The organism is Corynebacterium tapiri (assembly GCF_006334925.1).
GTDB lineage: Bacteria > Actinomycetota > Actinomycetes > Mycobacteriales > Mycobacteriaceae > Corynebacterium > Corynebacterium tapiri.
Genome location: NZ_VDHJ01000010.1, coordinates 19,602 through 31,673 on the forward strand (window position 1 = coordinate 19,602; position 12,072 = coordinate 31,673).

Here is a 12,072-nt window from a genome sequence, read left to right on the forward strand (position 1 = left end):
CGGTCAGTCTAGTCGACGCGGACGACCTCGAAGGTCTGCGCCGGCGAGACAAAGGCCTCCTGGCCGGCGACGAGCTCAAGCTCGCGAGAATCTGCCTCGTAGGTGAAATTCAGCAGGTCGTACACGCTGGCTGCCGTCTTACCCAGGGCCTGTGCAGCGTCCCCGGTTGAGAGTAGGTGGCCGGTGAACAGCGCAGCCGTTACATCGCCGGAGCCATTGCGCTTGAACGGCAGGTACGGGGTGGAAACGCTCCACACACCGGCATCGGTAACCACCATCATCTCGATCGTGTCCTCCGGCTGATCCGGGCGCCGCACGCTGGTGACCAGCACCGTCTTGGGACCCATCTGCCGGGCAGCCTGGGCTGCCTCGATGGTGGAATCCAGATCAGTGGCTTCGCAGCCAGTCAGGTAGCCCAGCTCGAATTGGTTCGGGGTGATCACGTCGGCGACCGGGACGACGACGTCGCGCAGCAGCGGCGGGATCTCATCGGACACGAAACATCCGCTCTTGGCGTTGCCCATGACCGGGTCGCAGGAGTAGATCGCCTGCGGATTCTTCTCTTTAACCAGGCGGACGGTGTCAGTGATTGCACCCGCAATGTCAGTGCCACCCTGGTAACCGGAGATCACGGCGTCTACCTCGCCGAGCTTGCCCAGGTGGTCCACACCGCTGACGATGGAGCGCACATCCTCGGCCGGAATCATTGGCCCGCCCCAGGAGCCGTAACCAGTGTGGTTAGAGAATGCCACCGTGTGAATGGGCCAGACCTCATGGCCAATCCGTTGCAGAGGAAAGACTGCGGCGGAGTTGCCAACATGGCCGTACGTGACATGGGACTGAATGGACAGGATGTGCTTCATAAGCCCCAAGTCTAGACGCTAAGCCTGCTCCTCCGAGGCCTTTGGCTGGCCGACCGCCGGGATCGAGCCGGACTCCATCTGCTGGTCCAAATCCTGCCGATCCGCCGCGGAAGGAAATGCTTTCGGCCCGGATGGCTTGGGGTGGAACGTGGTTCCCTGAGCAGCGAGCTCGTCGTACCAGTCAGCCAGGATCTCGTTCTGCAGCGCGAACATCTCGCGCTCCTCCTGAGAGCTGGCGTGGTCGTAGCCCAGCACGTGCAGGCAACCGTGCGTGGTCAGTAGCGCCAACTCATGCGCTAGGGAGTGGCCAGCGGCCTCGGCCTGGCGGGCGGCGAACGACGGGCACAGCACGATGTCACCCAGCATCGCGGGCCCAAGCTCGGCAGCATCGGGGCGAGTTGAGGATACCTGGGAGAACTCGTCCATCGGAAAGCTCATCACGTCCGTGGGCCCCTCCAGATCGAGCCAACGCACGTGCAGGTCAGCGATGGTGTCTTCGTCGACCAAGGTGATGGTCAGCTCGGCGTCCGGGTGCACATCCATAGCCCCGAGGGCAAAGGAGGCCACGGAGACCAGCATCTCCTCGTTGACGCCGTCGTAACCGGACTCGTTAAAGACCTCGATGCTCATCCCTCTTGGCTCCTGTCATATTCGTCGTACGCCTCCACGATGCGTCCCACCAGCTGGTGGCGCACCACGTCGGCAGAGGCCATCTCGCAGAAGGCGATGTCTTCCACGCCCTCCAGAATCGAGCGCACCACCCGTAGGCCACTGCGCTGCCCGCGCGGCAAGTCCACCTGGCTCACGTCACCGGTCACCACGATCGTGGAACCGAATCCCAGGCGGGTCAAGAACATCTTCATCTGCTCGGGCGTAGTGTTCTGCGCCTCGTCGAGAATCACAAAGGAGTCGCTCAGCGTGCGTCCACGCATGTACGCCAGGGGCGCAACCTCAATGACGCCGGCTTCCAGGAGCTTCGGGATCATCTCAGGATCGAGCATGTCACGCAGGGCGTCGTATAGCGGACGCAAATAAGGATCGATCTTCTCATCGAGGGTTCCCGGCAGGAAACCGAGCTTCTCTCCTGCCTCAACCGCCGGACGAGTCAGGATGATCCGGCTGACCTGCTTGGCCTGCAGCGCTTGCACTGCTTTCGCCACCGCCAAGTACGTCTTGCCCGATCCTGCGGGGCCGATTCCAAAGACGACCGTGTTGTCGTCGATAGCATCCACGTACTTCTTCTGGCCCAGAGTCTTCGCCCGCACCACCTTGCCTCGGCGCGCAATAATGTCGGACCCCATGATCTCGCGCACCGACTGAGGAGCATCCACGGCAACAATCGAGACCGCATGCTTGACCGCGTCGCGGGTAATCGCCCCTCCGCGCTGTGCCAGCGCGACAAGCTCATCGAGGACTGCCCGGGCTCGGGCTACCTCGCGCCCAGGCCCAGTGATCTTGACTGTGTTCCCACGGGCAAACAGGTCAGCGTCGATGAGGTTGTTGAGCACCTTCAGATTCTCATCAGCCACACCGAGCACTGCGTGTGCGTGCGCAGGATCCAACTCCACAGCAGTGGCTACCACGTTTCGGTTATTGGCCACGTGCTCCTCTTTTCCGCTTTGGTACCGGGTTTGTCACTGGGCTAGTTACAGGGCCTGAGACTACCAGCGCGAGGTCAAGGCCCCGATAGCGCTTAAGCCCACCATTGCAGCACTCGCGGTCCGATACACCTCGGGCCCTAAGCGCACTGCCTGCGCGCCTAGCTGAGCGAGCTCGTCCTCGCCGATGCCGCCTTCTGGCCCCACGATCAGAGTGATCACCTCGGCATCGAGATTAACCTCGGTCAGGCGCTGCTCCGCGCTTTCGTGCAGCACATAGGCGGGAGTACCGGCAATGAGCTGCGCTACCTCGGCCGTCGTTAGCGGCCCCGAGATTTCCGGCACACGCGTGCGCCGAGATTGCTTGGCCGCGGCACGGGCGGCCGATTCCCACTTGGCCACATGTTTTCCGGCCTTGGGCCCCACCCATTTAGCCACGCACCGCTGAGCCTGCCACGCAACAATCTCGTCCGCCCCAGCCTGGGTCGCCAAATCGACGGCCAACTCACTGCGCTCAGACTTGGGGATCGCCTGAACGATGCGTACCCGCGGGTGAGGCTGTGGCGTCTGGCCACGCTTTTCGACGCTCACGATCGCCTCGTCCTTAGCAGGCGTATCGGTGATTGCTCCCTCGATCCAGCTTCCCTGGGCGTCGATAAGCCGAACCCTCTCCCCGACCGCCAAACGCATCACGGTGACCGCGTGCTTTCCCTCGGCGCCAGACAGTGTGACAGATTCGCCGGTGAGATCTTCGGCGATGAAAACGGGCAGACTCATCGCTTGAAGCGGTCGCGGAACTTGGAGAAGAACCCGCCGCCGTGCTCGCCGTCGTCAGCCACCGAGGCTGCTTCTTTGCGGTGTTCGCGCACCTTTTCCAGCAGCTCACGCGTGCGCTGGTCCAACTCGGTCGGGACTACCACCTCGACGTGGGCGATCAAGGAACCGGCTCCCTCAGACCGCAGCTTGGGCATGCCCTTGCCCTGCATCGTCAAGGTCTGACCCGGCTGAGTCCCCTCGGGCACATCGAGGGTAACGGTCTCCCCATCCAGGCCTTCGACGCTGAATCCAGTGCCCAGAGCGGCATCGATCGCTGGTACGCGCACACGCAGGTGCAGATTATCGCCCTCGCGGGTGAACACGGGATGCTTGTCGACGCTTATCTCCACGTAGAGATCGCCCGCCGGACCACCGCCGTGTCCGACTTCTCCCTGGCCTGCCATGCGGATGCGCATGCCGTCGGCGATTCCTGCCGGAACGGTGACGGTGAGGTCGCGATTCTTGCGCACGCGTCCTTCGCCGGAGCAGCGCGAGCACGGATCCTTGATCGTCTCGCCGAATCCGCCACAGGTGTGGCACGGGCGGGTCGTCATCACGTTGCCCAGGAAGGAACGCTGGACCTCCTGCACCTCGCCAGAACCATGACAGGTTTCGCAGGTCACAGGCTTGGCCTTGGACTCGGAGCCGGTGCCGGAGCAGTGCTCACACAGCACGGCGGTGTCAACGCGAATGTCCTTGCGCACACCCTTGAAGGCCTCCTCCAAGGTGATGCGGGAGCGCAGCAGCGCATCCGATCCCGGCTGGACGCGCGAGCGTGGCCCGCGCGAGCCACCGCCCTGGCCGCCAAAAAAGGCCTCGAAAATATCGCCCAAACCGCCCGAACCGGAGAAGCCCCCGTAGCCTCCACCGGGCTGGCCCTGCTCAAGCGGGTCGCCGCCCATGTCAACGATGCGGCGCTTCTGCGGGTCGGTGAGAACCTCGTGCGCGTCAGAGGCCTCGCGGAACTTCTCCGCTGCTTCCTCCGTCGAGTTCACATCCGGGTGATACTTCCGCGCGAGCTTGCGGTAAGCCTTCTTGATCTCCGCATCGGTAGCGTCCTTGCTCACACCCAGGATGCCGTAATAATCGCGAGCCACGTTAAATCTGATGTCCTTTAGTTAATCGTTTTGTTCGTTGATTTTTATTGTCAGGTATGAGGCGACGTATTAGGTCCCCGAGAGAATCTTGCCCACGTAACGGGCCACCGCGGATACCTTAGACATTGTCTCCGGATAGTCCATATAAGTGGGTCCCACAACGCCCAGGCCTCCCAGCGGGACGTCATAACCGCCATACGCGGTCGTCACAATCGAAGCTGAACGCAGCTCCTCGTCCTCGTTTTCTTCGCCAATACGCACGGCTACGTTACCGATCGCTGGCAAGTCTGCCATGAGCTTGAGTACTACTACTTGCTCCTCAAGCGCCTCGATGATTCCCGGCAAAGTGGCGCTCAACGAACCCGCCACCCTGGTCAGGTTGGAGGTTCCCGCCATGATGAGGCGATCCGAGGGCTGCTCCACCAAAGTTTCGATCAACGTGGTCGCTGCGGCGACCACCACGTTGACCATGTCCGGAGGCGCCGTCTGTGCCAACTGGGCAAGCGACACAGAGGCATCCGACAGCGTCTTGGACTGCAGCGCGTTGTTCAGCATCTGGCGCAGCTGCACCACCTGATCGTCATCAATCGGGTGCGCCAGATCCACATTGCGCTGATCCACTCGCCCCGTATCCGTGATGAGCACAAGGAGGATTCGCGTGGAGCTTAGCGCCACTACCTCGCAATGCTTCACGCGTGAGACCTCGAGGGTGGGCACCTGAATCACTGCTGCTTGGCGAGTAATCTGCGCCAGCAGAGTCACCGAACGCCGCAGCACATCCTCCAGATCCACTCCCCCGGCCAGGAACGTAGAAATCGCGCGTTTTTCTGCGACGGAGAGCGGTTTGACCTGTTGCAGCGTATCGACGAAAGCTCGATAACCCTTCTGGGTAGGAATCCGACCCGAACTTGCGTGCTGCTGAGTGATATAACCCTCGGACTCAAGCACGGCCATGTCGTTGCGAATCGTGGCTGAGGAAACGTTGAGGTCGTGACGCTCGAGCAGCGCCTTGGAACCCACTGGCCCGTGGGAGGAGATGTAATCCGCCACGATCGCTCGCAGAACTGCTTGCCTGCGTTCGTCCGTTCCGCGTTTGGAACCGCCAGCCATTAGCACTCTCCCTCCTCGATTGCTAAGCCCCGAGTCTAACTGTGCAATTCGGAGAGAGCCAAGTGCCTGGCCTATCGCTCCTCGGCAACCAGCAGGTCGGCAATGATTCCGTCGGCCAGCAGCCGGCCTCGATCAGTAACCGCGAGGCGGTCGCCGAATCGGTGGAGAAGGCCGTCGTCAAGCGCGCGCTGCACAACCTCGTCGGCGCCGGCCCCGATCCAGTTCCTCGGGATACCTTCGCGGAGGCGCAACCCCAACATCACCGCCTCGGTGTGTTTGTCCACCTCCGTCAACGCCTCGCTCTCGGCGATGGGTGCGCGCCCCTCCCCGAGCTCTCGGTAATACCGAGCGGGGTGCTTGACGTTGTAAAAACGCTGGCCATCAACGTAGGAGTGCGCTCCAGGGCCGGCTCCCCACCATTGGCCTCCGCGCCAGTAGAGCAGGTTGTGGCGGCACTCACCTCCCTCGAGAGCCCAGTTCGAGACCTCGTACCAACGCATTCCAGCACTCTCGAGCCTGTGCGAGATCATTGCGTACCTGTCGGCGTACACATCCTCATCGGGAGCAGGTAGCTCTCCACGCCTCACCTTCCGTGCCATGGCTGTCCCATCCTCCACGATGAGGGAATAGGCGGACACGTGATCGACCCCGGCGGAGAGCACAGCATCGAGAGTGCGTGCGACGTCATCGTCGGTTTCGGTCGGGGTTCCGTAGATCATGTCGAGGTTGACGTGCTCGAAACCGGCTTGTCGCGCTTCTCGGGCGGCCTCGACCGCGCGACCCGGGGTGTGCGTTCGGTCTAACACCCGCAGCACCGCAGAGGAGGCGGACTGCATGCCGAGCGAAACGCGGGTGTAGCCAGCCTCCCGGATGCGAGAAAAATATTCCGGGCTGGTCGACTCCGGGTTGGACTCAGTCGTGACTTCTGCACCGGGGCTGAGTCCAAACGTCGAGCGGACTGCGTTGAGAACTCGAGTAAGCCCCTCGTGCCCCAGGAGAGAGGGAGTTCCGCCACCGATAAACACTGTGTCAGCAGGCTTTTTCACCCGCTCCGCTCCGATGGCTAGCTCTCGTTCTAGCGCTAAAAGGTAAGACTCGGTCGAAGCCGCGCTACCCAGCTCTCCGGGCGTATAGGTGTTGAAGTCGCAGTATCCGCAGCGTGTGGCACAGAAAGGGACGTGGATATACACGCCAAAGGAATCGCGGGTCATATCTCACAGGTTAACCAGCACCGAGGTTGCGGGACCATGTAGCATTCGAACTATCTATCTTCTCCCGAATCACGCGAAAGGACTGGTCTTGCCGGACCCTGACAGTTGCATCCCCCGACCCCACGAATGTGCGGAAGGGGGAATATAGATGCTTAGCGCCATTGGCCTACTTTTGCTGGGCTTTCTCATTATCGCGCTCATCATCGCGTGGAATGGCTACCACGTGGCCCAAGAGTTCGCTTATATGTCTGTGGACCGGCAGCAGCTGCGTTCCCGCGCCAATAGTGGTGACGCCCAAGCCCAGGCAGCGCTCAAAGTCACAGAGCGAACGTCCTTCATGCTCTCGGGAGCCCAGTTAGGCATCACGGTGTCGGGCCTGCTTGCGGGTTTTGTCGCCCAGCCATTGGTGGGCGAAGCATTGGGCAGCATTTTTGGCACTTTCGGAGTCCCCGTCGCTTTGTCCGTGACGGTCGGCACAATCGCCGCGCTGATTGTCACCACCATCGTGCAGATGATCTTCGGTGAGCTCCTGCCTAAGAACTACACCATCGCCGCGCCGATGAAGTCCTCGCTAGCACTGGCCCGCTCCACTCGCATCTACCTGGCACTGTTCGGTTGGCTGATCAAATTCTTTGACTGGTCCTCCAACGCGCTGCTGCGTTTGTTGCACATCGAACCGGTAGAAGACGTGGATTCCACCGCCAGCCGCGATGACCTTGAGCGCGTACTCGACGAATCGCGTGAATCGGGCGAACTTGATGACCGCACCTTCATGGTTCTTGACCGCATGCTGGAGTTCCCCGAGCAGGACGTGGACCACGCAATGATCCCGCGCTCCCGTGTCGAGGTTCTTACTCCCGAGGACACCGTTGAGACGGCCAAGCGCGAGATGCATCAATCGCATACCCGCTATCCGGTGATTGACGAGGAGCACGTTCCAGTCGGCATCGTCCACGTCTTGGACGTGCTTGACCCCGAGTTGGATCAAAACGCGCCGATTTCCACAATCATGCGCGAGCCCGTCATTGTTCACGAGCTTATGGCTCTGCCCGACGCCGTGGCTGCCATTCGCGAAACGGGTGACAAGGTCGCCTGCGTCATCGACGAGTACGGCGGATTCGTCGGCATCGTCTCCATGGAGGACCTCGGGGAAGAAGTGCTCGGCGAAATTTCCGACGAGCACGAGGAAACCGACACCGAGGAAATCACCGCCACCAGCGCGATCGAGTGGGTGGCCGACGGCGATACCCCGATCGACGAGGTGGAACGCACCGTGGGTTATGACCTACCGGATGGCGACTACGAGACGCTTTCTGGGCTGCTGCTCAGCGAAGCCGGCGGCCTCATCGAGGAGGGCGAACAGGTCGTCTTGAACCTGCAGGCCCTGCCTGAGGACTACGTCGAAGAGGGATACGTCCCCCACCGTGCGCTGTACGCCGAGGTTCTCGAAGTCGAGCGCAACGTGCCCAGCGAGATCAAGCTGACCCTGGTCGATCCAGAGGCGGACAACGCAGAGGTCATCAGCCACGGACACCGGGGCTCCACCTCGTACTCATCAATCATCGACGCCCGACAGTCAGCCAAGGAGGACTAAATGCATCACTGGTACGTGGCGCTGCCGCTCTCGCTGCTCATCATCGTGGCGTCCGCTTTCTTTGTCATCGTCGAATTCTCACTGCTCTCGGCCCGTCGCCACCGCCTGGAGGAAGAGGCGGAGCACTCGCGAGCCGCACGTGCGGGACTGCGCAGCCTCAACGAGCTGACCGTCATGCTGGCGGCCGCTCAGCTCGGCATCACCGCAGCGACCTTCGCTCTCGGTGCAATCACGAAGCCGTGGGTTCACCACCTGCTGGAGCCGCTTTTCGACGCCACCGGCATCCCTCATGGTGCGTCCTCCGTGGCATCTTTCCTGCTGTCACTGTTCATCGTGACCTTCATCCACCTGGTGGTGGGCGAAATGGCACCCAAATCTTGGGCCATCGCGCACCCGGAAATGGCGCTGCGCGTCATTGCCGTTCCGGCCCGCGGATTTGTCACCATCTTCCGCCCGCTGCTGGTGTGGATTAACCGCATTGCCAACCGCCTTGTGGCGGCGCTGGGCGAGGAACCAGTCGATCGCGCCGCAGCGAAGGGCTACGACACCGAGACGCTGCACCACCTCATCGTGCACTCTGCAGAAGCCGGTGCTCTGGATGAACGCTCTGCCTCCGACATCGAGGGCGTCATCGCTCTGGAGAGTGCCAATATTGGCCAAGCGGTGCGCGAGTACGGAGCCCCCACCAACGAGCTGCCCGCCGACGCAACGATTGCCGACGTTCACCGGGAAGCCCGTCAGCGTGATTACCTACGCATCCTGATTGAGGATCCGGATTCCACGATCCCCAACATCGTGCACATCCGCGATACCACTCTGGCCTCGCCCACGGAGCATGCTGCCTCTTATGCACATGCTCCCCAACGCTGCCAGGCAACCGCCTCTATCCAGGACGTTCTGGACATCATGCGCGAAACCAACGAGCAGTTGGTTGTGGTCTTGGAGGGCGAAAAGGTCCTGGGCATCATCACCTGGGACGACATCATGAACCAGTTGTGGCCGGAGATCGAGGAAAAGCTCGATAAGGCTGCCCGCTAAACCAAGGTAGGAACCACAAAGCCGGTGTGAGAATTGATCCTCACACCGGCTTTAGTCTTTGTGGTTACGCAGCCACCTCAGCCCGCTCCCCTACGACCGAGCGCACCAACTCTGCCAGCTCTTCTGGCGAGTCTGCCAGGCGAAGCTGCGCTCGGAAGTCCTCGCGCATGATGGCGCGAGCCAGGCTCGAGAGAAGCCTCAGGTGCTGCTTACCCGCATCCTCCGGGACGGCGATGAAGAAGACAATGTCCACATCCTCCGGCCAGGCAATGTTGTCCGTGCAGGTGGCTACCGCAACAACCGCGTGCTCCACCCCAGCGCTACGAGCGTGTGGGATGGCAACGCCATGCCCCACCGCAGTTGTCGATTTCTTTTCGCGTTCCTGCGCGGCCTTGACCACCGCATCCACGTCACTCACATAGCCGCTGCTCTGCATCTTTTCTGCCAGCAGGTAAAGAATGTCCTCCTGGTTCATCCCCGCGGACTTGAGCCGGGCAGCCATCGCCTGCGGGGTCACCACCTGGGGTGAGCGCTCCTGGGTCTCGGCGACCTGCTCCTCCGCAGTTCCTCGACGGTGGAGCCCCAGCAGGAGGAGCGCAAGACCACACGTGATTGCTGTACCGATAGCCAGTGCCAGGAAGTAGTAGCCAACTCCACTGACCGCACCGAGCAGGGCGACGATCGGTCCGCCGTGCATGACGTTATTTTCCACTCCGAACAGACCAGCCACAGCTGCACCTACCGCGCCGCCGACGACATTGGCGGGAATCAGCTGCAGCGGCTTAGCAGCAGCTAGCGGGATCGCTCCCTCGGTGATACCAAAGCAACCCATGAACAGTGCGGCGATGCCAGCATCGCGCTCGGCTTTGCCAAACCAGGCGCGCCGGAAGAGCGTCGCCAAGCCAAGACCCAACGGGGGCACAGCCACGGCAACAGCGAACATGCCCAGTGGGGCAGCATTTCCCGCGGCCAGCATTCCGCCGCTGAATAGGAAGGCGGTCTTGTTCAGTGGGCCTCCCATGTCGAAGGCGAGCATCGCGCCAAGGACCAGTCCGAGGATCACGACGGAGCCGCCCTCGAGCCCGGCCAGGAAGTGCGTCATCGCATCGAAGGCCGCGGAAATCGGAGCGCCGAGCAGGTAGATGAACGCTAGCCCCACGATCAGCGTGGTTAGGATGGGAATAACGATAATCGGCCAAATCGGCGCGATGTACTTGTGCACCTTGATTTTGCGGATCGCCAGGGCAACAAAACCGGAAAGAAAGCCGGTGACGATGCCGCCAATGAATCCCGCACCGGCCTCCGAGCCGTAGAGAGAACCAGTGGTAGCTATCAGGCCCGTGATAAAGCCCGGAGCCAGGGCGGGGCGGTCAGCAATTCCAACCGCAATGTAGGCCGAGAGAACGGGCACCATCAGGGTAAACGCCAGGGCACCAATCTCGCTGATGCCCTTCCAGAAGCTATCGTCCGGAATCACCAGCCCCTCGGGGCCTGGCTCACCACCCAGGGACAGGGCGACTGCGAGCAGCAGCCCGCCGGTAACCACGAACGGCACCATGTGGGAGACACCATTCATGAGCGCCTTGTACAGCATGCGGCTGAGTCCCTCGCTTTGCGACGGCTCCGCCTCAGCACGCTCCCCCGAGCCGGCATAGACGGGTGCCTTCTGCGCTTGGGTCAGCAATTCCTTAGGGTGTGAGATCGCCTTATCGACGCCGGTAGACAGCAGGCGTTTTCCTGCAAAGCGCGCCCTGCTGACCTCAGTATCGGCAGCGATGAGGACGGCATCGGCCTTTTCAATCTCAGCTGGGCTGAAGGTGCCCTCGACCCCGATGGAGCCGTGCGTTTCGATTCGGACTCGAACTCCCGCGTCAGCGGCTGCGGCCTCGAGGTTTTCGGCCGCCATGTAGGTATGGGCGATACCGGTGGGACACGCGGTGATCGCCAAGATGAGAGGTTGATCGCTCATGCGATCAGTCTAAGATGCGAACCCTCGATCTCGTGCAGCCTTGCGAGCAGCCACGCGTGCCACGATCGCGTCGATACGCGCGCGCTCGACCAGGAACGCCGGCGGATTTGCGCCCCGCATCGACCGAGTAAATGCCGGGTGCGATTCCGCCACAGCACTCAGCCACCCTTCGGCGGCCGCAACGACGATAATCCCGGTGCGGGCGTACAGGTGCGGGAGGGACACCGCGTCCAGATCCCGGGCGACCAACTCGGTCTGTTCGAGAACGTAGTCAACGACCTCGCCCAGGTGCTCAACGACGAGATCGGTGCGAGAAATCAAGCACTCTGCCAGTTCGTCCATGTGCAGCAGGGCACCATCGGTTGGGTAGAGCTCCTCAAGACCGCAGGCATCAAGCAGCTCCGGCTCAGGTAAGCGACGATCCGACGAGGCGGATGCGGAAAGCAACCCGGCGCGCACGCCCGAGGTCAATGCCTGGCGTAGGCCCAGCAGCTCCCCGACGATGCGGCGAGCATCCGTGCGGGCGTCGCTGACGATCTCGTCGAACTCGGCGAGGCAGTCGGCGGTGAGCTCACCGTCGTAATCCCGGATGGCTTCGATGAGATGCTCGGTGTATTCGGCGACCTCATCGCCAATGTTGTAAATCTCTTGGGTGAGCTCGCGATGCCGGAGCTCAGCGGCCAATTTGTGCACCGTGCGCCCCTTTCGACAAACCTCGCCAACGGTGTGTTGCGGTTGAAGACTTTAAGGCGCGCACACCCCATTTCTGGGACGGC

11 protein-coding genes are annotated in these 12,072 nt (G+C 61.9%); 2 read left to right on the forward strand and 9 right to left on the reverse strand.

Going from position 1 to position 12,072, the window contains the following annotated elements; translation table 11 throughout:
- Positions 1-8: 8 nt before the first annotated feature.
- From pdxY to hemW, 7 genes are all read right to left on the reverse strand, one after another.
- Positions 9-863, reverse strand: coding sequence for a pyridoxal kinase PdxY (pdxY, locus tag FHE74_RS07785; RefSeq protein WP_139465943.1), 855 nt, complete (start codon positions 861-863; stop codon positions 9-11).
- 18 nt (positions 864-881) lie between these two features.
- Positions 882-1,493, reverse strand: a complete 612-nt coding sequence (gene ybeY, locus FHE74_RS07790) for an rRNA maturation RNase YbeY (RefSeq protein ID WP_139465944.1) — start codon at positions 1,491-1,493, stop codon at positions 882-884.
- The gene (locus FHE74_RS07795; RefSeq protein WP_139465945.1) at positions 1,490-2,464 is read right to left on the reverse strand and encodes a PhoH family protein; all 975 of its coding nucleotides are present in this window, start codon (positions 2,462-2,464) and stop codon (positions 1,490-1,492) included. The genes ybeY and FHE74_RS07795 overlap by 4 nt, the downstream gene beginning before the upstream one ends.
- Before the next feature lie 60 nt (positions 2,465-2,524).
- Complete coding sequence (locus FHE74_RS07800; protein WP_139465946.1) at positions 2,525-3,238, reverse strand: 16S rRNA (uracil(1498)-N(3))-methyltransferase; 714 nt, start codon at positions 3,236-3,238, stop codon at positions 2,525-2,527.
- Positions 3,235-4,374 (reverse strand): molecular chaperone DnaJ, encoded by a 1,140-nt coding sequence (dnaJ, locus tag FHE74_RS07805; RefSeq protein ID WP_139465947.1) that lies wholly within the window; start codon positions 4,372-4,374, stop codon positions 3,235-3,237. Before dnaJ ends, FHE74_RS07800 begins: the two co-directional genes overlap by 4 nt.
- A gap of 69 nt (positions 4,375-4,443) precedes the next feature.
- Positions 4,444-5,484 carry a heat-inducible transcriptional repressor HrcA gene (gene hrcA / locus FHE74_RS07810; RefSeq protein ID WP_139465948.1) on the reverse strand — a complete coding sequence of 347 codons (1,041 nt, stop codon included), beginning with the start codon at positions 5,482-5,484 and terminating at the stop codon, positions 4,444-4,446.
- A gap of 71 nt (positions 5,485-5,555) precedes the next feature.
- A complete protein-coding gene (hemW, locus tag FHE74_RS07815; RefSeq protein WP_139465949.1) occupies positions 5,556-6,695 on the reverse strand; it encodes a radical SAM family heme chaperone HemW in 1,140 nt (379 codons plus the stop codon).
- Between the two features lie 148 nt (positions 6,696-6,843).
- Between hemW and FHE74_RS07820 the strand changes: the two genes are divergently transcribed.
- Both FHE74_RS07820 and FHE74_RS07825 read left to right on the forward strand, forming a co-directional pair.
- Positions 6,844-8,289 carry a hemolysin family protein gene (locus FHE74_RS07820; protein WP_139465950.1) on the forward strand — a complete coding sequence of 482 codons (1,446 nt, stop codon included), beginning with the start codon at positions 6,844-6,846 and terminating at the stop codon, positions 8,287-8,289.
- A complete protein-coding gene (locus FHE74_RS07825) occupies positions 8,290-9,327 on the forward strand; it encodes a CNNM domain-containing protein (RefSeq protein WP_139465951.1) in 1,038 nt (345 codons plus the stop codon).
- 64 nt (positions 9,328-9,391) lie between these two features.
- Here the strand turns inward: FHE74_RS07825 and FHE74_RS07830 are convergent, their stop codons facing one another.
- Both FHE74_RS07830 and FHE74_RS07835 read right to left on the reverse strand, forming a co-directional pair.
- Complete coding sequence (locus FHE74_RS07830; protein WP_139465952.1) at positions 9,392-11,296, reverse strand: fructose-specific PTS transporter subunit EIIC; 1,905 nt, start codon at positions 11,294-11,296, stop codon at positions 9,392-9,394.
- 9 nt (positions 11,297-11,305) lie between these two features.
- A complete protein-coding gene (locus FHE74_RS07835) occupies positions 11,306-11,989 on the reverse strand; it encodes a hypothetical protein (protein ID WP_139465953.1) in 684 nt (227 codons plus the stop codon).
- Positions 11,990-12,072: the final 83 nt, after the last annotated feature.